Source organism: Enterobacter sp. 301B (genome assembly GCF_003850715.1).
Classification (GTDB): Bacteria; Pseudomonadota; Gammaproteobacteria; order Enterobacterales; family Enterobacteriaceae; genus Enterobacter; species Enterobacter intestinihominis.
In genome coordinates, this window is the sequence record NZ_PQTC01000040.1 from 1 (window position 1) to 19588 (window position 19588).

The 19588-nt window shown below is 52.7% G+C and carries 22 protein-coding genes, 1 pseudogene and 1 other annotated feature; of the genes and pseudogenes, 7 read left to right on the forward strand and 16 right to left on the reverse strand.

Going from position 1 to position 19588, the window contains the following annotated elements; genetic code table 11:
- Positions 1–648: 648 nt before the first annotated feature.
- Genes C3451_RS22835 through C3451_RS22845 form a run of 3 tightly spaced genes read right to left on the reverse strand, consistent with a single transcriptional unit; the run spans position 649 to position 3427 of the window.
- On the reverse strand, positions 649–2130 hold the full coding sequence (locus C3451_RS22835; protein ID WP_063139450.1) for a hypothetical protein: 1482 nt from the start codon (positions 2128–2130) through the stop codon (positions 649–651).
- On the reverse strand, positions 2127–3068 hold the full coding sequence (locus C3451_RS22840; RefSeq protein WP_038416171.1) for a glycosyltransferase family 2 protein: 942 nt from the start codon (positions 3066–3068) through the stop codon (positions 2127–2129). Before C3451_RS22840 ends, C3451_RS22835 begins: the two co-directional genes overlap by 4 nt.
- Positions 3065–3427 carry a GtrA family protein gene (locus C3451_RS22845; RefSeq protein ID WP_006808936.1) on the reverse strand — a complete coding sequence of 121 codons (363 nt, stop codon included), beginning with the start codon at positions 3425–3427 and terminating at the stop codon, positions 3065–3067. The genes C3451_RS22840 and C3451_RS22845 overlap by 4 nt, the downstream gene beginning before the upstream one ends.
- A 112-nt stretch (positions 3428–3539) precedes the next feature.
- Between C3451_RS22845 and C3451_RS22850 the strand changes: the two genes are divergently transcribed.
- Together C3451_RS22850 and C3451_RS22855 are read left to right on the forward strand one after the other, a co-directional pair.
- A complete protein-coding gene (locus C3451_RS22850; RefSeq protein ID WP_038416170.1) occupies positions 3540–3779 on the forward strand; it encodes a hypothetical protein in 240 nt (79 codons plus the stop codon).
- Positions 3779–4096: a hypothetical protein gene (locus C3451_RS22855; RefSeq protein WP_038416169.1), complete on the forward strand. Its 318-nt coding sequence runs from the start codon at positions 3779–3781 to the stop codon at positions 4094–4096. The genes C3451_RS22850 and C3451_RS22855 overlap by 1 nt, the downstream gene beginning before the upstream one ends.
- 9 nt (positions 4097–4105) lie before the next feature.
- Here the strand turns inward: C3451_RS22855 and C3451_RS22860 are convergent, their stop codons facing one another.
- The 4 genes from C3451_RS22860 to C3451_RS22875 form a co-directional block, all read right to left on the reverse strand.
- Positions 4106–4777, reverse strand: coding sequence for an SOS response-associated peptidase (locus C3451_RS22860; protein ID WP_038416168.1), 672 nt, complete (start codon positions 4775–4777; stop codon positions 4106–4108).
- Between the two features lie 275 nt (positions 4778–5052).
- Positions 5053–5589 carry a septation protein A gene (locus C3451_RS22865; protein ID WP_038416167.1) on the reverse strand — a complete coding sequence of 179 codons (537 nt, stop codon included), beginning with the start codon at positions 5587–5589 and terminating at the stop codon, positions 5053–5055.
- 13 nt (positions 5590–5602) lie between these two features.
- The gene (locus tag C3451_RS22870; protein ID WP_023300270.1) at positions 5603–6346 is read right to left on the reverse strand and encodes a YciC family protein; all 744 of its coding nucleotides are present in this window, start codon (positions 6344–6346) and stop codon (positions 5603–5605) included.
- A 25-nt stretch (positions 6347–6371) separates the two neighbouring features.
- On the reverse strand, positions 6372–6776 hold the full coding sequence (locus C3451_RS22875; protein WP_045621607.1) for a YkgJ family cysteine cluster protein: 405 nt from the start codon (positions 6774–6776) through the stop codon (positions 6372–6374).
- Positions 6777–7058: 282 nt separating this feature from the next.
- Here C3451_RS22875 and ompW point away from each other — a divergent pair, with 282 nt between their 5' ends.
- Positions 7059–7691 carry an outer membrane protein OmpW gene (gene ompW, locus C3451_RS22880; protein WP_045621608.1) on the forward strand — a complete coding sequence of 211 codons (633 nt, stop codon included), beginning with the start codon at positions 7059–7061 and terminating at the stop codon, positions 7689–7691.
- Between the two features lie 286 nt (positions 7692–7977).
- Here ompW and yedF read toward each other — a convergent pair whose 3' ends face one another.
- The 8 genes from yedF to trpL form a co-directional block, all read right to left on the reverse strand.
- A complete protein-coding gene (gene yedF / locus C3451_RS22885; protein ID WP_003856774.1) occupies positions 7978–8211 on the reverse strand; it encodes a sulfurtransferase-like selenium metabolism protein YedF in 234 nt (77 codons plus the stop codon).
- Complete coding sequence (yedE, locus tag C3451_RS22890) at positions 8208–9419, reverse strand: selenium metabolism membrane protein YedE/FdhT (RefSeq protein WP_045621610.1); 1212 nt, start codon at positions 9417–9419, stop codon at positions 8208–8210. Before yedE ends, yedF begins: the two co-directional genes overlap by 4 nt.
- A 174-nt stretch (positions 9420–9593) precedes the next feature.
- Positions 9594–10403: a tryptophan synthase subunit alpha gene (gene trpA, locus C3451_RS22895; RefSeq protein WP_022648335.1), complete on the reverse strand. Its 810-nt coding sequence runs from the start codon at positions 10401–10403 to the stop codon at positions 9594–9596.
- The gene (trpB, locus tag C3451_RS22900) at positions 10403–11596 is read right to left on the reverse strand and encodes a tryptophan synthase subunit beta (RefSeq protein ID WP_022648334.1); all 1194 of its coding nucleotides are present in this window, start codon (positions 11594–11596) and stop codon (positions 10403–10405) included. Before trpB ends, trpA begins: the two co-directional genes overlap by 1 nt.
- 10 nt (positions 11597–11606) lie before the next feature.
- Positions 11607–12965 carry a bifunctional indole-3-glycerol-phosphate synthase TrpC/phosphoribosylanthranilate isomerase TrpF gene (gene trpCF / locus C3451_RS22905; RefSeq protein WP_032624116.1) on the reverse strand — a complete coding sequence of 453 codons (1359 nt, stop codon included), beginning with the start codon at positions 12963–12965 and terminating at the stop codon, positions 11607–11609.
- 3 nt (positions 12966–12968) lie between these two features.
- On the reverse strand, positions 12969–14564 hold the full coding sequence (gene trpD / locus C3451_RS22910; RefSeq protein WP_022648332.1) for a bifunctional anthranilate synthase glutamate amidotransferase component TrpG/anthranilate phosphoribosyltransferase TrpD: 1596 nt from the start codon (positions 14562–14564) through the stop codon (positions 12969–12971).
- Positions 14564–16126, reverse strand: coding sequence for an anthranilate synthase component 1 (locus C3451_RS22915; RefSeq protein ID WP_045621612.1), 1563 nt, complete (start codon positions 16124–16126; stop codon positions 14564–14566). Before C3451_RS22915 ends, trpD begins: the two co-directional genes overlap by 1 nt.
- Positions 16127–16149: 23 nt before the next feature.
- Positions 16150–16244, reverse strand: a sequence feature (Trp leader region).
- Entirely contained in the window at positions 16221–16265 is a 45-nt protein-coding gene (gene trpL / locus C3451_RS22920) for a trp operon leader peptide (protein ID WP_114138767.1), read from the reverse strand. It overlaps the preceding feature by 24 nt.
- A gap of 138 nt (positions 16266–16403) precedes the next feature.
- On the opposite strand from trpL, the gene rnm reads away from it, so the two are divergent.
- The 4 genes and pseudogenes from rnm to C3451_RS22940 form a co-directional block, all read left to right on the forward strand.
- A complete protein-coding gene (gene rnm, locus C3451_RS22925; protein WP_032622438.1) occupies positions 16404–17285 on the forward strand; it encodes an RNase AM in 882 nt (293 codons plus the stop codon).
- Positions 17282–17902, forward strand: coding sequence for an L-threonylcarbamoyladenylate synthase (locus tag C3451_RS22930; RefSeq protein ID WP_003856793.1), 621 nt, complete (start codon positions 17282–17284; stop codon positions 17900–17902). The genes rnm and C3451_RS22930 overlap by 4 nt, the downstream gene beginning before the upstream one ends.
- Before the next feature lie 799 nt (positions 17903–18701).
- Positions 18702–18962 (forward strand): hypothetical protein, encoded by a 261-nt coding sequence (locus C3451_RS22935; protein WP_045308893.1) that lies wholly within the window; start codon positions 18702–18704, stop codon positions 18960–18962.
- A 130-nt stretch (positions 18963–19092) separates the two neighbouring features.
- Positions 19093–19461 (forward strand): annotated as a pseudogene (locus C3451_RS22940) (hypothetical protein); the annotation flags it as partial.
- An 18-nt stretch (positions 19462–19479) separates the two neighbouring features.
- On the opposite strand, the gene C3451_RS22945 reads toward C3451_RS22940, so the two are convergent.
- A partial coding sequence (locus tag C3451_RS22945) for an IS3 family transposase (RefSeq protein WP_131023897.1) occupies positions 19480–19588 on the reverse strand: 109 nt, incomplete at its 5' end.

A 19588-nucleotide genomic window follows, 5' to 3' on the forward strand; every position in this document is an offset into this window, starting at 1 on the left:
CGCGATCAACAACCTGTTTGACTGCTTCAGTTTTAAACTCTTCGGGATAACGCTTACCGCTCATGGGCACCTCTCTTTAAGCCATCTTAAATGACTCTGAGGTGTCTGTTAAACCCGTGGCGATTCAGTTCAGATAACAAATAATGTCATCTATACGTCTACATCACGAGCTATCTGGGTGATTATGACTGGAACAACTTCGGCTAATTTCATGACAAATGTCAACGGTAATATAGTTGACGGGAACGGCTCCGCGGGTCTTGGTATTGTTATGGATACTGTGACATACGGAAGTGTTAACCAGAACCAAGTACGAAGAGTCAGGGGCCATGGTATTGACTTAGCATCCTGTGAGGGGCTGCGGGTTATGGGTAATAGCATTGCGGATGCCGGGTTTACCACAACCGGCACGTACAACGGCATTAATCTAAGCAATTGCAACCGCTGCAATGCATCTGATAACTACGCAGTAGGGCCTTCTATGATTTATTCTGTGGTACTTGGTGGCGGGGCTTATAACATGGCGTATACCAATCACGCGCGATCAACCTCAGGAGCGACGGCAGTTAGCATTTCCGGTGGTACTGGGAACGTAGAATCATTGAATATTAAGTCATAACTAATGCGCCCCTAATGGGGCGCAACTATTCAGATTGGCATACCATATTTGGCATTCATTTCTCTGTCCGGCTGGATTTTTATCTCAATGTTACGAGGTATCAACCCATTGGACTTAAGAGTTTCTGAAATAGCTTTTCCTCTTGTTACCGGGAACGGCCAGTTGTCATTGTTATCACCCTTGGGCACATGTAGGGTCATTGTGCGTTGGTTTCCATTAACTGCGTTTTGCACCTGCTCAATCATATCTTGACCTATCGCGTAAGCAACTGAAAAAGGAACGTTCCCACTATTTGACTCTCGCAAAGAATGAGATTGGTCCGTGGTCTTGTTAATTAAGAACAGCATAACTATTGGAGCGAAATAGTGAACAGCCTTAAAGCGCTCAATGAAGTACCCCAAGCCCAAACTGGCAGCAACTATCAAGTACATAAAAGAACCCCACATTGCCACAGGTCGAGTAGCATAGTTAGCACTAGCCTTTGCGCACACCAGAATAAGAGCCAATGTAGTGATGGCACCAGAGATAACCGATACCCAGAAAGCGTATCTTTTACCTTCAGTACTTTCATCTGAATTTCTTCTTAGCAAGAACACTGCACCGCAAACAAATCCAACAGTCAGCACAACGAAAAATGTGCGATCTGTTAATTTAAGCAGTGAGTAAAATGCATTGACTGTACCTGAAATATCCAGATGATCTTTTGCCATTCGGTCCGCTCTTCCTCCGTTCATTTCAAAGAGAGCAGAAATTACCCACATCGCCAGAGTAATGCAGTGGAAAGGGTTATCCTTAATCGTCTCAACAATTTTAAATCTTTTGCTAATGAGGTTCTGAAGAAGTACCACACCGCACATTACTGCTAGCACAACACTGGCAAAAATGTTCGAAAATACACATAGGTAAATGGCGCATATCAGAGCACCAGAAAAGATCGCTCTTTCGTAAAAGAATGGCTTTAAGGTTGACGACATTCTTAAAACGTAAAGTGCCAGCGTGCCGTTTATCAGGGCTGGAACAATATAGTGATAATAACAGGTAAGATTTTGCTCCCACAACAGGTATGGACTGTTATTATTATTTAGAGTTCTGAATAGGCCGAACAGGCACAGTAAGTAGAAGATCACTAAAACTGAACTTGTGTAAGTTGATAACCCTGCGGTCTTCCTCATCAAAAGATAGAATTGATAAAGGAATAACACAACAAGAACTGCAACTAAAACCGCTGTCAAATAAGCAATAGCTTCAAGGAATGTAAACCCAAGAGGCATAACGACAGATGAGGCAATGTTACCAAATAGTGGGAAAGATACCTCAGGAACTACCTTGATAGGGTTAAAACCGCCCCATTGCGGATATGCTTGCCTACCGGAAGAAAGGTTGATCCACTCATCGCCAGAAGTAATAGTTACCGGATGAATAACCGTAAAAAACACAGCCACAACTGCGAATACAAATGTGAATAACAACCACTTTATGTGAATCTCTTTTCCCAAAGTCTGACTAATCATTTCTCGTCCTTCCGAATATCATTGAAATCTTTTTTGGTGATGTATCGAGGCCTTCCTTTAACTTCAACATAAATTCTGCCGATATATTCCCCAAGCACACCTATGCCTATCAACTGAATCCCGCCCAAGAAAAGTATTGAAACCAGCATTGATGGATAGCCACGAACCGGATTGCTGAACGCTAACGTGTCGACGATCATCCATGCACCATAGATGAAGGCCAGGCCAGCAACGAATAACCCGATATACGTCCACATGCGCAACGGGAACGTAGAGAAGCTTGTGATACCTTCAAGTGCAAGGTTCCACAGCTTCCAGCCATTAAACTTAGAATCCCCGGCAACACGTTCTGCGCGGGCATATTCAACAACATCAGTGCGGCCGCCAACCCAACTCAAAACGCCTTTCATGAAAAGGTTGCGTTCTGGCATTAGCTTGATGTTTTCAACCACATCTCGAGACATCAGGCGGAAGTCGCCAACGTTTTCCTCGATCTGCGGATTGCTGATTTTGTTGTGCAGCTTATAGAACCACTCTGCGGTCTTACGCTTGAGTCGCCCATCGGTGGACCGGTCAGAGCGCTTAGCCAGCACCATATCCGCCCCGGCCTGCCATTTCTCTATCAGGTGCGGTATAACCTCAATTGGGTCCTGCAAATCAACATCTATCGGGATAATAGCTTCACCGCTTGCATGGTCCAGGCCTGCAAACAGCGCAGGTTCTTTACCGAAATTGCGGGTAAAGGAAAGAGGAATGACAAGCGGATCGGCCACAGCGAGCGCATTTATTATTGATTCTGTCGCATCTTTACTGCCGTCGTTGATAAAGACTATCTCTACTTCATGCTGTTGTAGCTCTTCAAACTCCCGCACGGTTTTGTAGAAGATTGGAATAGCATCTTCTTCATTAAATACCGGAACGACCAGAGAAATTTTCATTTCGCATCCCTAAAGACAATGAACTTTGAATAGATAAATCCGCACACCAGACTGATGGCGGAGAACACAATTAACGTGATGATAGGAGCCATGCCAGACTTATCAGCGCACCATCCAACAATCGCGCTAAGTGAGCCCATGAATCCTACGTAGAGCATGTAGCGTAGAGTGGTAGTCGAGGACTTAAACGTGAACCTGGCGTTTGCAAAGAAACTGAATGACACTGCCACGACGAATCCTGCGAAGTTGCCAAGTGCCTGACCTGTATGGAATGCGTAGATGCAAACGGCGAACACAACCCAATGAATGAGCGTGTTGATAACACCTATAGATGTGTACTTAGCAAAGAGCTTTAACATTATATAAATCAGTCAATTCGGAAAGGTCTGAAGTTTAGCACCACTGTGAAACTTGATCGACCCTCATATTTGACGATACTGTATATGCATACAGTTATTTTGTGAGGTGATTATGCCACGCACAGCAGACATTCATGCCGCGTTTGTTGCGGCCATAGAGTTAAACCCCAAGGGGTATCGTTACCTGAGCACAGACGCATTCATAGAGAAATTGCGGCAGTTCAACTGGCACTACACGCGCGAAGAAGCGAATGCCTGGATAGAGCGATACCAAAAAGACTTTGCTGACAAGACGACAGACGGTAGCGATAACAGGTACTGGATCCTGCGTAACATGGGGAGGGTCCAGTAATGGGGTTTGCATCACCTGCAAGCGATTATGTCGAGCGCCAACTTTCACCCGAGGTGATTTGCAACATCGGCGCAGAAAGTAGGGTGCTTGAAACTGATTCAGGATTTGCAGTCATTGAGCCAGCAGCCAAGTGCGCGCCCGGGGATGTGCTGCTTATACTTTGCGATGGTCATACGCAGTTTGCCAAGTTGATGGGAAAGTCGCTCATTACAGATGATGGAGAGGCAATAGAAGGAAACGCACTGCAAGAGGTCGAAGTTCTTGGCCGAGTGACGTTCTTCATCAACCGCGCAATAGACGACGGATTGCCGATATGATTACCAGTCTCAAGAAAGCGGCTCGACCAGATCCGGCCCCTGGTTCTTCACATTGCCCACGGCGCGCGAAACGGCATGCCATATAAACTTGTCGGCGGGCACTGTCCCGTCGGCTATTATCTCTTCCGCTTCATTCCCGCCTACGTCCTGGCGCATCCACTCGCGCGCCGCTTCCGGCGACAGAACCAGTGGCCGACGGTCATGAATATCGACCAGGCCTTTATCTGCGGCTGACGTCACTATCAGAAATCCTTCCGCTTCATCACCGCGCTCGAACGGCGTGCTGCCGATCGCCGCCATGAATATGGGCTGGCCGTCGGCACGGTGAATGAAGTAGGGTTGTTTCTTGTCGCCTTCTTTCTTCCATTCGAACCATCCATCCGCAAAACAGATCGCCCGACCATGCTGCCAGAGAGACTTAAACATTCTGCTGGTGGCTGCGGTTTCGACGCGCGCGTTTATCAGGGGTGCTTTATCCCACCACCCGGGCGCGTAGCCCCAGAACACCGGATCGAGATGTAACTGCTCATCGCGTTCGCTCAGCAGCAGCACTTTGGTGCCGGGCGCCACGTTGTACCGGCCAATTGGTTCCGGGTCATATGCAATGTCGCGATCGCCTTCATCGGCCAGGTAAGCCAGATATTCTTCACGGGTTTGGGCTTGTGCAAAACGTCCACACATAGAAACCTCCAGTCGGATGTCAGACTGAAAGTATAGGGCAGGGAGAAAAAGTAGCGCGCGCTGGTTAAGTCTTACAATCGGATCGGTGGTGATTATGCTGATGGTATGGGAAGGCGTAAAGCGGGACGTTGCGAAACTGGAAGGAGCTACGCAAAACGCATCTGAAAAAAAAGCACGCTTCGTACAAAGTGTACATTAAAGCGTGCTTTTGTTCGTGATAACACATTAAATCACGAGATAACTATATGATTTATATGTATTCTTAGAATAATTCATTACTTCTCATCCTGCGGCATGTGGCGATAAATATAAACGCCGCTGAGCAGGGTGAAGATAAGGGTCAGCGCCGTCAGGCCAAACACCTTGAAGTTGACCCAGATATTCTGCGGCAGCCAGAATGCGATATAGATATTCGCCAGACCACACAGAATAAAAAATAGCGCCCAGGCGATATTCAGACGCCCCCACACAGCCTGCGGCAGCGTCAGTTCTTTCCCCAGCATGCGCTGGATCAGCGGCTTCTTCATCACCCACTGGCTGATGAGCAGCGCGCCCGCAAACAGGCCGTAAATCACTGTGACCTTCCATTTGATAAATTCATCATTGTGGAAGAACAACGTCAGACCACCAAACACCGCCACCATCAGGAAAGTGATGAGCGCCATCTTTTCAACTTTGCGATAGCGAACCCAGCTGTAAATCAGCACCACAGCCGTTGCCACAATCAGCGCCAGCGTGCCGGCATAGATGTCGTACAGCTTATAAAAAGCGAAAAATACGATCAGCGGTAAAAAATCAAGAAACTGCTTCATTCTGCGATCCCGGTTACTGACGAATTAACATGTACAGGCGGAACAAATAGACCAGCAGTACAGCTGAAATCAGATTGCTCAGCGTATTGGCGACAACCGCGCCGACGTTTGGCGTTAATACCGCAAAATTCGGCGCAAACAGCAACAGTAGAGTCTTGGCCAGCAACCAGCTGATAACGGCCGGGGCGACCAGACGCATATTCGCCCACGCGAGCCTTATGCTGCTGCGCATGGCGGTGAAAATACCCATTTTGTCCTGCACAACCATTACTGGCGCAAATGAAAGCACGATAGCCAGCAGCACGCCCGGAACGACAACCAACATTATCCCCATCTGGACCAGCAGCGTGGTCAGGAAGATGAGGATAAACAGTTTCGGCAGCACCGGAGCACTGGCCCCGATGGCACGTAACGCGCTGACGCGTTGGCCGGCAGACACCAGCTGGATCATCAGCAACACGCCACCCGCCAGAATGGCGTTGCCGATCAGCCCCGAGAAGGTAGATGCCGCAGATGCACGCAGCAAGATTTGCTGTTGCTCTGGCGTCATATTCTGCACAAGGTCAAATAAACCTGCGCTGCCTGCAAGATGATCCCCCTGGCTCAGCGAGGCAATCTGTTCATCACTGGGTGAGAACGCATGACCCAGCACCACCGTAATAAAGGCGCACAACAACGCGATCAGTAAAAAAGTAACGAACTGATTGCGGAAAAAATTTCCCGTGTCACGGTAGACAGACTTCGCCGTGATAGACATGCACTCTCCTTGAGTATTGCAGGTGTTAATTAGCCGGCAATTGTACACCGGATAACACGCTGGTGGCAGCATCAAGGCTTGTATGGAAAAGCATATCTTTGTAAAGCGGCGGTAATCCATAGCGGGCGCGGGCGCGATTGCATGCCTCATTGACCTGCCCATCCACTCCCGACATCGCGAAAGTGCGACACGGGCTGGGGCGATCCGCGTAAATGGAACAGCGGGTGGATACCCCAGGTTCACCTTGCAGTGCCACACAGCGGCTCTGTTTTTGGTTGGTGCCGCGCATGCAACGCAGGAAAGGGGTCAAGGGTTCAGTGAGATCAACCGGAACGGTGCCGCCGCCATCGCTGGCTTCAGCCCAGTAGAAAGAGACTCGAAAATACGCACAACAGGCTCCGCACGTCATGCACGGGTTATGATCACTCATGGCACACCTGCAAAAGTAGAACGCATCAAATCAGATTGTGAGAGCGATAAATTATCCAGCCGCTACAGGAAGCGCAAGAGAGGAAAAACAGAAAATTTTTTAACTATGAAATGCCAAAAATTGACGCGGTAACAACTTATTGCTTTATGAGGCGTCACCAAAAATTAACCTAGATCAATGAATGTTAACTTACTGGTTTTAATGTGATCTGTGTTAGATCACTTATTACTCATTTGTGAGTATATTCTCCTCCGCAATTAAAACCACAACGATGGAGCGGATATGAAAAAATTAGCGGTGGCAGCCCTTATCTTAAGCAGTCTCTCTGGCGGCGCGTACGCGCATGAAGCAGGTGAATTCTTTATTCGTGCCGGTTCGGCAACGGTGCGTCCAACGGAAGGTTCCGACAATGTACTGGGTATGGGCGGGTTTAGCGTCAGCAATAACACCCAGTTAGGCCTGACATTCACGTATATGGCTACGGATAACATTGGCGTTGAGCTTCTGGCCGCCACGCCATTCCGTCACCGCGTCGGTTTAGGGCCGACCGGGGACATTGCTACGGTGCACCATTTACCACCAACCCTGATGGCGCAGTGGTACTTCGGCGATTCCAGCAGCAAGTTACGCCCTTATATTGGTGCAGGCGTTAACTACACCACCTTCTTTGATGAGAAATTTAACGATACCGGTAAAGAGGCTGGGCTATCCGATCTCAGCCTGAAAGACTCGTGGGGCATAGCGGGGCAGGTTGGTCTGGATTATCTGATTAACCGTGACTGGCTGATCAACGCCTCGGTCTGGTATATGGACATTGATACAGACGTGCGCTTTAAAGCTAGCGGTGAGCAGCAGAGTATCAGCACCCGTCTGGATCCGTGGGTATTTATGTTCTCAGCGGGTTATCGTTTCTGACAGAAGATATATCCCCGGTCAGCCGGGGATTGCTGTATGGTGGTTGTTCCACATACCTGGCTGGAGGGGATATCCCCAACATCAAATTTGAGTGTCCGGTTTGTGCAGGTAAACAGTTTCAGTTCACGACGTTCAGCCCAGCACATAGCCTACCTCACGGTGCTATCTGTTCCGTTTGCGGAACACGTCTCACCACTCATTCATGCCTGCCGAAACTCAGACGACGACGGTGGCCAAAGCCAGTAAACTAGATAAGGCCTCTGAGAGGCCTTTTTCGATCGTGAAATCACTTCTGAATTAAATAACGAATCGTTGGTCCGTCCTGCTGGATATCCAGCACGGTATAGCCGTGATTTTTGGCATCAAGCGGAATGTTATTGATCGACTGGGGGCAATCGCTCACCACTTCCAGAATTTCACCTTTCTTAAGTTGCGGTAACGCCTCAAGCGTGGCAACGGCCGGGTAAGGGCAGGGTTCACCCACCATATCGAGACGATAATCAGGCACGATCTCTTTCATGCGGCATTCTCCTGAGTTTCAGTTTTGACGGTGGCACGCCGGAAGAAGCGCTTTTCTTGCGCAATAACCAGTAAGAAGGCGATAAGCAGCAGGGCGTAGGTCACCATGAGCCCCCCGAGTGGACCAAAGGTATTCAGCAAATTGACCTTGTCCCAGTTGGTTGCCAGTACTGGAGAGACGTCATCCCAGTAGTACGCCAGGAGGGTTGAGCCAATCACGTTACCCAGACCAACCCACCAGTAATGCACCTGGCCTTCCACGGCGCGATACATCCAGCCAGTTTCGCACCCGCCCGCCAGTACGATGCCAAAACCAAACAGCAGCCCGCCAATGACCGCATTAGGACCGGCCCACATGATTTTCGGCTCAACGCCGAGCTGAACATAGCTAAAGATCCCGATCGCGCTCACGGCCATCCCGGCAATGATCGCCTTCGCCATCATGGTTCGTCCGGTGATCCACATATCGCGAAACGCGGAGGTAAAGCAGATCTGCGCGCGTTCAATCAGCAGACCAAAGCCGACGCCGAACAGCATGGCCAGACCGAGTTTGGGCTGATTCATCGCCGTGCAAATCGCCCAGGCAACCATAGCAAAAAAGACCAGCATACCGAGGCGGAAGCGACGACGCGCCTGATCGGGTTTTTGCGTTAACGGAGATGCAGCGCTAACTTTCGTCATTTTCACCGGAATGCGGAACAGTGGCAGCAGGGTGAACTTTGCACCGAAATATGAGCCAATGGCGGTGGCGACGGCAAAGAACCAGGCATGCAGCGAGAATTGCGGAATACCGGTAAAGAACGCGGCCAGATTACAGCCCATCGCCAGGCGGGCGCCAAACCCGGCAATGATACCGCCGACCACGGCCTGCATAATGCGGATGCGGTTTTTCGGCATGCGCAACTTAACGTTGTTGGCCCACAGCGCGGCCGCAAAACATCCGCCAAACATGCCAATGATCATCATCCCGTCGATGCGGGTCAGCGGTGAGCCATCAAGATGGATCAGTTTGAAGTAACCCCACTCTTCGGCATGAACGCCTGCCAGCTGTAATAGCTGCCCACCCCAGCGGGTAAACTCGCCCGTAACAGCCCAGAAGGTGCCGGTAATGCCGAAATAATAGGTAGAGAGAATGCCTGCCGCGATAACGGCCGGAACAGGTGACCAGAACTTAACCATGTAAGTCTGTTTGAAGGAATGCCAGGACATGAATAACCTCTGAACTCAGAAGGGTAACGCTAAAAAGAGCCCAGATCATACGCTTACGCGAACGTTTGAAAAGTCATTCACACCGAAAATATCGACAGGATCAATTTTGACCTGCTTCTTTCAGGAAGAGAGAAGGGAAAACCGCCTGACGCCGGGGCCAGACGGTGTTAACGGTTACGCCTTGTGTGTGGCCGCTTTCATGGATGTGACGAATGCGTGTAACTCAGCCAGCATCTGCTCTGGCTTATCCACATTCTTCTCGATGATTTTCACGATAGCCGAACCGGAAATGGCCCCGGCGGCTTTCGCGTCAATCGCCGCAGTAACCTGATCCGGAGAGGAAATCCCAAAGCCCTGAAGCGGCGGCGCAGCATGGTATTCTGCCAGCTTCTCCACCAGATGATGCAGCGGAAGCGCGGCTTTGTTTTCCGCACCGGTGACGCCCGCACGGGAGAGCAGGTAGGTGTAACCCCGTCCGTAAGAGGCAATCTGGCGCAACAGATCGTCATCGGCATTCGGTGGACAGATGAAAATCGGCGCGACGTTGTGGCGCATCGCCGCCTGACGGAACGGCGCAGACTCTTCAACGGGCACGTCAGCCACCAGCACGGAGTCAACGCCCACGCGGGCGCACTCTGCGTAAAACGCATCAATACCGCGGCTGAACACCAGGTTGGCGTACATCAGCAGGCCGATCGGAATGGTCGGGTGCTTCTGGCGGATCGCCGCCAGCATTTCGAAGCACTGGCCCGGCGTCACGCCCGCAGCAAACGCGCGAAGCGTCGCGTTCTGGATGGTCGGGCCATCCGCCAGCGGATCGGAGAACGGAATCCCCAATTCCAGCGCGTCGGCACCGGCGTCAATCAGGGTATCGATAATCTTCAGCGACAGCTCCGGACCGGGGTCGCCCAGCGTCACGAAGGGAACGAAAGCGCCTTCCTGGCGGGCTTTCAGTTGTGCAAATGCGTTGTCGTAGCGTTCCATCAGATTTCCCCTCGTGCTTTCAGAATATCGTGAACGGTGAAAATATCTTTGTCACCGCGACCGGAAAGGTTTACCACCAGCAGTTGCTCTTTTTCCGGGTTTTCCTTCATCATTTTCAGCGCGTGTGCCAGCGCGTGGGAAGACTCCAGCGCCGGGATGATCCCTTCATTGCGGCACAGGGTTTTGAAGGCCTCCAGCGCTTCGTCATCAGTGATGGAGACATAATCTGCGCGGCCGGTGCTGTTGAGGAACGCGTGCTGCGGCCCTACGGACGGGAAATCCAGCCCGGCTGAAATTGAGTAAGACTCCTCAATCTGCCCTTCATCGGTCTGCATCATCGGGGCCTTCATGCCGAAATAGATCCCCACGCGGCCATGCTTCAGCGGCGCACCGTGCTCACCCGTTTCAATGCCGTGGCCGGCAGGCTCAACGCCAATCAGCCCAACGCTGGTTTCGTCGATAAAATCGGCAAACATGCCGATGGCGTTAGATCCGCCGCCAACGCAGGCGATTACCGCATCCGGCAGGCGACCCTCTTTTTCGAGGATCTGCGCTTTAGTCTCTTCACCGATCATGCGCTGGAATTCACGCACGATGGTCGGGAACGGGTGCGGGCCTGCCGCGGTACCGAGCATGTAGTGGGCGGTTTCGTAGCTGCCAGACCAGTCGCGCAGCGCTTCATTACAGGCATCTTTCAGCGTGGCAGAACCGCTGTGTACAGGGATCACTTCCGCCCCCATCAGACGCATACGGAACACGTTAGGCGACTGGCGTTCAACGTCTTTCGCCCCCATATAGATGCGGCACTTCAGGCCGAGCAGGGCGCTGGCGAGGGCAGAGGCCACGCCGTGCTGGCCTGCGCCGGTTTCGGCGATAATTTCGGTTTTACCCATACGTTTGGCGAGCAGAGCCTGGCCAAGCACCTGATTAGTTTTATGCGCGCCGCCGTGCAGCAGATCTTCACGTTTAAGGTAGAGCGTGGTTCTGGTGCCTTCGGTCAGGTTGCGGCATTTGGTCAGTGCCGTCGGACGACCGGCGTAGTTTTTCAGCAGGTCAGTAAACTCCGCCTGAAACGCCGGATCTTTCTGCGCGCTTACGAACGCTTCTTCAAGCTGGCGCAGCGCGGGCATCAGGATTTGTGGGACGTACATCCCACCAAACTCACCAAAATACGGGTTAAGTAATGTCGTCATCTTCTCTTCCTTAATATGCACGCAGAGTTTTAAATACCGATGCCAGCTTGCTGGCGTCTTTTATGCCCGGTTGGGACTCTACGCCTGAATTGAAATCGAGGCCGGCGCAGCCGGTTTTGGCTGCTTCCACACAGTTATCGGGGCTTAATCCCCCCGCCAGCAGGACATTGTCCAGCACTTCGCCACGCAGCAGTGACCAGTCGAAACGCTGCCCCGTGCCGCCCTGGCCGTTGTCGAGCACGTATTTATCAACATGCGTAAGGTTACGCGCGGGCAGGATGGCGCCAACGCTTTGCGCTTTCCAGATCTGAACCTGAGGTGCCAGAACATGTCGCAGAGCATCGATGTATGTCTGATCTTCATCGCCATGTAGCTGAACCGCGCTCAGGGATAACGCGTCCGCTTTCGCCGCAACGTCGTTAATATCCGCATTGCGGAACACGCCCACGTAGCTCAGTGGCGCAGCCGCAATCACCTTGCGCGCCTGTTCTTCATTAACGGCGCGAGGAGAGGACTCAACAAAGATCAGACCACCATAGATTGCGCCCGCCTCATACGCCGCCTGCGCATCCTGTTCACGGGTCAGGCCGCAAACTTTGTTCTCACCCAGCAGCACGCGGCGCACGGCCGCATTAAGATCGTCGTGTTCCATCATCGCGGAACCGATCAGGAAACCGTTGGCAAAGTGGCTGAGTTCGCGCACCTGAGCGTAGCTGTTGATTCCGGATTCGCTGATCACCGTGACGCCCGCACCCAGACGCGGCGCAAGCTGGCGCGTACGGTTGAGGTCAATCGACAGGTCGCGCAGGTCGCGGTTGTTAATGCCGACCACTTTGGCTTCCAGCGCGATGGCGCGCTCCAGCTCCTCTTCGTTGCTCACTTCGGTAAGCACGCCCATATTCAGGCTGTGCGCGACGGCGGAGAGCTGGCGATACTGTTCGTCATCCAGCACGGAGAGCATCAGCAGACAGGCATCGGCCTGGTAAAAGCGCGCCAGCCAGATCTGATACGGGTCGATAATAAAGTCTTTGCACAGAATCGGCTGCGGCGCGATGCCGCTGACTACGGGCAGAAAATCGAAGCTGCCCTGGAAATATTTCTCATCCGTCAGCACAGAAATGGCAGACGCATGATGCTTGTAGATACCGGCAATACGCGCCGGGTCGAAATCGTCACGGATCACGCCTTTGGACGGAGACGCTTTTTTACACTCCAGAATAAACGCGGTACGCGCGCCCTGGAGGGCATCATAGAAACGACGGCTGCTCGGAACGACGTCATTCTGAAAACTGGCGAGCGGCTGCTGTTGCTTACGGGCTTCCACCCAGATGGCCTTATCGGCGACGATTTTCGCTAAAACGGTCTGCATTATTTACCCTCTTGCCGCAAGTGCGGTAACGCGATCGTAAGCTGCACCGGAGCGCAGTACGTCCAGAACTTTTTGGGCGTTGGCTTTCAGATCTTCCTCGCCATGTAAACGCATCAGCATGGCTACGTTGGCCGCCACGGCGGCCTCATGGGCGGCCTCACCTTTACCTTGTAATAAGCGCGTGAGAATGTCACGGTTTTCTTCCGGCGTGCCGCCCGCCAGGGCGTCCTGATGGTACGGGGTCAACCCGAAGTCTGCGGCCTCAAGCTGATAGTTCAGCACTTCGCCGTTATTCAGTTCGGCCACCAGCGTGGGCGCATGCAGGGAAACTTCATCCATCCCGCCGCTGTGTACCACGGCGGCGCGTTGGTAACCGAGGACGCGCAGCGTCTCCGCAATCGGCAGGACCAGCTCCGGGCTGTAAACGCCAATCAGCGCCAGCGGCGGGTGCGCCGGGTTAATGAGTGGACCGAGCACATTAAACAGCGTCCGGGTTTTAAGCTGCTGGCGAACCGGCATCGCGTGGCGGAAACCGGTGTGATACTTCGGCGCAAACAGGAAACAGACGCCCAGGTCATCCAGCGCTTCACGGGAACGCTCAGCGTTCATGTCCAGGTTGATACCGAAAGCCGCCAGCAGGTCGGACGATCCGGAACGGCTGGACACGCTGCGGTTGCCGTGCTTCGCCACTTTCAGTCCGCATGCCGCCGCCACAAAGGCGCTGGCGGTCGAAATATTGATGCTGTTGCTGCCGTCGCCGCCGGTCCCAACGATATCGGCAAACGGATAGTCCGGGCGCGGGAACGGGGCGGCATTTTCCAGCAGCGCGGTTGCCGCACCGGCGATCTCCTGCGGGCTTTCGCCGCGCACTTTCATGCTCACCAGCGCAGCGGCCAGCTGCTCAGGCTTCAGCTCGCCGCGCACGACGGCGGAGAAAAGCTGGTGGCTCTCCTGCTGGCTCAGGGTCTGGGCCTGATACAGTTTTTCCAGAATCGGTTGCAGGGTGTTGGTCTGCTCCAGCTTTTGCAGCGCCCAGTTGAGCGTTTGCTCCAGCAGGCGCGCGCCGTTAGACGTCAGGATAGATTCCGGGTGGAACTGCATCCCGCAGACGCGATCCGCATCGTGACGTACCGCCATCACCATCCCTTCAAACGAGGCGTTAATCGTCAGCCCGGCCGGAATATTGCTGCCGACCAGTGAGTGGTAACGCGCCACCGGAAGCGGGTTCGGCAGACCGGCAAACATCGCCTGACCGTCATGTTCAATGCTTGACGCTTTACCATGCAGGATCTCCCCCGCCTGACCCACGTAACCACCGTAGGCTTCGACAATCGCCTGGTGGCCGAGGCAGATGCCGATAATCGGCAGCTTGCCGCGCATACGGGTCAACAGCTCAGGCATACAGCCCGCTTCGCTCGGTGCGCCTGGCCCCGGGGAGAGCATCAGCACCGGGTTTTGCATGGTCGCCAGACGGTCAATCAGCGTCTGGGCCGGAACGTGGTTGCGATAGATAACGACGTTGTGTCCATTCGCACGCAGCTGATCTGCCAGGTTGTAGGTAAAGGAGTCGATATTATCGAGCAGCAGAATGTCAGCCATCAGAAAATCTCCTGTGCATGGTGTGCGGTAGCAATGGCGCGCAGTACCGCGCGCGCTTTACTGCGGGTTTCGTCGGCTTCCGACTGCGGAACAGAATCCAGCACAATCCCGGCCCCGGCCTGGACGGTAGCAATGCCGTCCTCAACGTAGGCGGAGCGAATCACGATGCAGGTATCGAGGTCACCGTGAGCGGTGAAATAGCCCACCGCGCCACCGTAGCTGCCGCGACGGCGGCCTTCAGCTTCGGCAATCAGCTGCATGGCGCGGACTTTCGGCGCGCCGCTCAACGTGCCCATGTTCATGCAGGCGCGGTAGGCGTGCAGGACGTCGAGGTCGTGGCGCAGCTCACCCACCACGCGGGATACCAGATGCATGACGAAGGAGTAGCGGTCGACTTTGGTCAGGTCTGCCACATAGCGGCTGCCCGGCGTACAAATACGCGCCAGGTCGTTACGTGCCAGGTCAACCAGCATCAGGTGTTCGGAGAGCTCTTTGTGGTCGGTACGCATTTCCAGTTCGATGCGGCTGTCGAGATCGCGGTCCAGGGAGCCATCGGCACGACGGCCGCGTGGACGGGTTCCCGCTATCGGGTAGATCTCAATCTGGCGGCTGGTGGCGTCGTACTTGAGGGAGCTTTCCGGTGACGCGCCGAACAGAGTGAAATCATTGTCCTGCATAAAGAACATGTACGGGCTTGGGTTGCTCTTTTTCAGCACATCGTAAGCCGCCAGCGGCGACGGGCAGGGCAGTGAAAAGCGACGGGACGGCACCACCTGGAAAATCTCCCCGGCACGAATCGCTTTTTGCATCTGACGGACCACCGCGCCGTACTGATCGTCGGTCTGACTCACCTCGCAGGTCATCTTTTCAACACGCTGCACCGGGAGCGCGGGCGGTGCTTCTGACATCTGCTGTTGCAGTTGGGCGATGCGCTGCCCAAGTCGGTTTTTCTCAGACACAGATGGCGTGAACAGGCTGGCCTGAATGCGGGTGTATTTTTTCTGATGGTCGATCACCAGCAGGGTTTCGGCCAGGTAGAAGCAGTAGTCCGGGCAGCGGTTACCCTGCTCGGTTTCCGGTAAATCTTCAAAGCCAGCAACCAGGTCGTAAGCAAACAGCCCGCCAAAGAACATTGCTTCGCGCTCATCTTCCGGCACAATGACCAGATTTTGCAGCAGGCGGAAGGCGTCGAAAACGGAGAGTGAGCAGAGGCGGGCATCTTCATCCAGCAACTGGCTTACCGGCGGGAAATGCAGAATTCGCAGGTCCGGATGACGCTCATTTTCAATGCCTGAAGGCAGAGCCGCATCCAGCAGCGGCAGCAGCGACGCGCCATTCTCGGATAACGCCTTAATAGTGACAGTGTCACCCGATGCGGTAATGCGCAGCGCGCTGTCAACCAGCAGCAGGCTTTTGAGATCGTCCTTGCTGTCGATATCAGCAGATTCCAGCAGCAGCGTCGCAGGACGTGCACCGCACACCTGATGAAAGAGCGCGGTAGGGTTATGGCGATAGGCCGCCTCGCAGGTTAGCAGTTCGAGGTGGGGTTTGGCTGTTTGCATGTAGTTATTCTCATATTCTGTTCAAAAAAAAGCCCGCTTGGGAGCGGGCCGGGTATCTGTTTGCTTTTCGCAGACGCGTGACACTGCCCGAAGATCAGTAAGTACGCCACCAACCGTGCAGAGCGAAATGTGCTGTCATTTTCAGATACCTTTCTCGTGTGAACTTTCGTACTAGTTAACTAGTTCGATGGCGTGTTGTCAACCCTGATTTCAGTATTTCGCGGTAAGTCGGTATCATAGGTGCTTCGGATGTCTCCAGACTGTTATGGGAAGTGCTTTGAGCGATACCACCTACGCCGTAATTTATGATTTACACAGCCATACGCAGGCTTCAGATGGCCTGCTGACGCCCGAAGCCCTGGTCCATCGCGCCGTTGAAATGCGTGTCGGCACGCTGGCAATAACCGATCACGACACAACAGACGCCATCCCCGCCGCGCGCGCCGAGATTGCCCGAAGCGGGCTGGCGCTAAATCTGGTGCCCGGGGTCGAGATCTCCACGCTCTGGGAAAACCACGAAATTCATATCGTTGGCCTGAATATTGATACAGAACATCCGGCAATGTGCGCATTTTTGCAAGAGCAAAAAGCACGACGCAATCAACGCGCGGAGTTGATAGGCGAACGTCTTGAGAAGGCGCATATCCCCGGTGCGCTGGAAGGTGCGCGCAAGCTGGCGAACGGTGGGGCGGTCACGCGCGGCCATTTCGCCCGTTTTCTGGTTGACGCCGGTAAAGCGACGACCATGGCGAATGTGTTTAAAAAGTATCTGGCGCGCGGGAAAACCGGATACGTTCCTCCCCAGTGGTGTACAATAAAACAAGCTATTGATGTGATTCATCATTCTGGTGGTAAGGCCGTATTGGCCCATCCGGGGCGGTATAATCTTTCTGCTAAATGGCTGAAAAGGTTGCTGGCCCACTTTGCCGAATCCGGCGGTGAGGCGATGGAAGTTGCCCAGTGTCAGCAGGCACCCAATGAGCGTTCGCAGCTCGCGACCTACGCCCGTCAGTTTGGCCTGCTTGGGTCACAGGGTTCAGATTTCCATCAACCCTGCGCGTGGATTGAACTGGGGCGCAAGCTCTGGTTACCCGCTGGCGTTGAGCCCGTCTGGCAGCTCTGGGAACAGCCACAGCAAATTGAAGAGAGGGAAGTATGAGTCAGTTTTTCTATATCCATCCGGATAACCCACAGCCACGTCTGATTAATCAGGCTGTGGAAATCGTCCGTAAAGGTGGCGTTATTGTCTACCCAACCGATTCTGGCTACGCGCTGGGCTGTAAAATCGAGGATAAAGGGGCGATGGAGCGCATCTGTCGCATCCGCCAGCTGCCGGACGGCCACAACTTCACCCTAATGTGTCGCGATCTCTCTGAGCTGTCGACCTATGCGTATGTCGACAACGTGGCCTTTCGCCTGATCAAAAACAACACGCCGGGAAACTACACCTTCATTCTGAAAGGGACAAAAGAGGTGCCGCGTCGTCTGTTGCAGGAAAAACGTAAAACCATCGGCATGCGCGTGCCGTCGAACCCGATTGCCCAGGCGCTGCTGGAAACCCTCGGCGAGCCGATGCTGTCTACCTCGCTTATGCTGCCGGGCAGTGAGTTTACCGAGTCCGACCCGGAAGAGATCAAAGATCGTCTGGAGAAAGTGGTGGAGCTGATTATTCATGGCGGCTATCTAGGCCAGCAACCGACCACCGTGGTGGATCTCACCGAAGACGCGCCAGAAGTGATTCGTGAAGGCGTGGGCGATGTTAAGCCTTTCTTGTAAGGGTGTAAGCAGATATACTACGCGGCCATCAAAGCAGGGCGTTGCCCTGTTTTTGACCTGATTCGACGCCTGTGAAGGCGCACAAGATAAATATTAAACGCTTTATAATCAGTGAGTTAAAATAACTCGATTAATGGTTGTTACCAGCTTGTGTGGCAGCCATTAGCCACATCGCGACTCTCATCATGTATGTACACCTTTCCCTGCCGTTAATGGCTTCATTGGTACAGCTCCGTTATGGGTATTAATACCGAGGGGCTTTATGGCTTCTCTTTTCCAAAATCTGTTAGTTGCTCATTTTCTGCACCCTGGTTAACCTAAGATTAATCCTAATGAATCAAGGGTGAGCTTGGCTATCGGGAACAGACAGATTCAAAAAGGAATCACCCAAAGAAGAGTTAGATCGCTTGCTGGATGAGCTTGCATTCACAAAGGAGCAACGGGATTTTATAGAATCCATACGGCAAGATAACGTGGATAAAAACAACGAGGAGTAGTGTCTATGGCGTGGATCTGTGAAGTTAGCAGCCGTAGTGCTGCCGATATTGCTGTTTGTGTAGTCGGTTCAAGATCAGTAGCCGATCTGTTGGTTTGTAGAGTTGAGTCGCGCAGTGTGTCTCAAGGTATGGATGGGCTATGGTGTGAGGTAACATCTCGAAGTGTTGCTTCATCGAAAGTGAAGTTTGTCACTTCGCGCTCTTCCGCTGATCTACTTATTTGTTATGTGACATCACGGAGTGTTGCGGGATGGACGAGAGAACATCCATTGAAAGGTAAACTCTGACCATAAGGAATCATCATGAGCATTTACTTCACTGAACATGGTAGTGCCATTGGATACCAGGTAGAAGGGCGTTGGACAGTCAAGGGCGATTATTTGCAGGTCAACCATGGTCCCAACATTCTAGGCGGTTTATACAAAATCAACGACAATAAAGTGAAATTCCCATTCGACTACAAAGAAGTTGAGGGAGTGATCGACACTGAGAAACTCACTTTCACCGTGTGTGGCATCGAATACAAAATGAGAAAAATTAAAACAAATCCGTGGGATGTATAATTGAAAAGGGGGCATTACGCTCCCTCGTATTGCCTTCTTAACCCATACTGCTAACGCCATGTTTTAGGGGTGACTGTCTGTAGATCAACCGTTATGATTGCAATACATTCAGAGTCAAAAGGATTGAGACGTGGATACAGTCGAGGAACTCAACGGAACATACTTCTATGCGGGGCGTTCAAACCTCACCGCCTCCGAGCTTTTTTTCATGGTCTTCTGTGAAAATGTTGTTGATCAACTTGGTTTAGGTCTTGTTGATTTCGGTGCTGTAGTTGCCATTGTATCTGGGCGTAATACTCTCCCTACAAGGGCGAAACCAAACGGCGCTGAAAAGGGAACATCCTATGCGTCTAAAGCCTCGCGAAAAGTGTTCAAAAAAGCGCAGTTCCCTTTCGGTATCAAACTACCTTCCGTTATTGGTGGTTATCCACCTTCTACAATCAGAATCAGGGCGGTAGCTAACATTGGAACCTTTACGGGCAGGGCTATTCCTGTCGTGTGAATCGCCACGGATAATCTAGACACTTCCTAGCCGTTGATAATACTGGTTTTCATATTCTGTCGGTGACATCTGATCGCTGGAACCATGCCGACGCTTACTGTTATAAAACATTTCGATGTAATCA

Bases quoted from the DNA above. Each gene is read 5' to 3' on its own strand.
- C3451_RS22835 (WP_063139450.1), bottom strand. From the start codon at position 2,130: ATGATTAGTCAGACTTTGGGAAAAGAGATTCACATAAAGTGGTTGTTA.
- C3451_RS22840 (WP_038416171.1), bottom strand. From the start codon at position 3,068: ATGAAAATTTCTCTGGTCGTTCCGGTATTTAATGAAGAAGATGCTATT.
- C3451_RS22845 (WP_006808936.1), bottom strand. From the start codon at position 3,427: ATGTTAAAGCTCTTTGCTAAGTACACATCTATAGGTGTTATCAACACG.
- C3451_RS22850 (WP_038416170.1), top strand. From the start codon at position 3,540: ATGCCACGCACAGCAGACATTCATGCCGCGTTTGTTGCGGCCATAGAG.
- C3451_RS22855 (WP_038416169.1), top strand. From the start codon at position 3,779: ATGGGGTTTGCATCACCTGCAAGCGATTATGTCGAGCGCCAACTTTCA.
- C3451_RS22860 (WP_038416168.1), bottom strand. From the start codon at position 4,777: ATGTGTGGACGTTTTGCACAAGCCCAAACCCGTGAAGAATATCTGGCT.
- C3451_RS22865 (WP_038416167.1), bottom strand. From the start codon at position 5,589: ATGAAGCAGTTTCTTGATTTTTTACCGCTGATCGTATTTTTCGCTTTT.
- C3451_RS22870 (WP_023300270.1), bottom strand. From the start codon at position 6,346: ATGTCTATCACGGCGAAGTCTGTCTACCGTGACACGGGAAATTTTTTC.
- C3451_RS22875 (WP_045621607.1), bottom strand. From the start codon at position 6,776: ATGAGTGATCATAACCCGTGCATGACGTGCGGAGCCTGTTGTGCGTAT.
- ompW (WP_045621608.1), top strand. From the start codon at position 7,059: ATGAAAAAATTAGCGGTGGCAGCCCTTATCTTAAGCAGTCTCTCTGGC.
- yedF (WP_003856774.1), bottom strand. From the start codon at position 8,211: ATGAAAGAGATCGTGCCTGATTATCGTCTCGATATGGTGGGTGAACCC.
- yedE (WP_045621610.1), bottom strand. From the start codon at position 9,419: ATGTCCTGGCATTCCTTCAAACAGACTTACATGGTTAAGTTCTGGTCA.
- trpA (WP_022648335.1), bottom strand. From the start codon at position 10,403: ATGGAACGCTACGACAACGCATTTGCACAACTGAAAGCCCGCCAGGAA.
- trpB (WP_022648334.1), bottom strand. From the start codon at position 11,596: ATGACGACATTACTTAACCCGTATTTTGGTGAGTTTGGTGGGATGTAC.
- trpCF (WP_032624116.1), bottom strand. From the start codon at position 12,965: ATGCAGACCGTTTTAGCGAAAATCGTCGCCGATAAGGCCATCTGGGTG.
- trpD (WP_022648332.1), bottom strand. From the start codon at position 14,564: ATGGCTGACATTCTGCTGCTCGATAATATCGACTCCTTTACCTACAAC.
- C3451_RS22915 (WP_045621612.1), bottom strand. From the start codon at position 16,126: ATGCAAACAGCCAAACCCCACCTCGAACTGCTAACCTGCGAGGCGGCC.
- C3451_RS22930 (WP_003856793.1), top strand. From the start codon at position 17,282: ATGAGTCAGTTTTTCTATATCCATCCGGATAACCCACAGCCACGTCTG.
- C3451_RS22935 (WP_045308893.1), top strand. From the start codon at position 18,702: ATGAGCATTTACTTCACTGAACATGGTAGTGCCATTGGATACCAGGTA.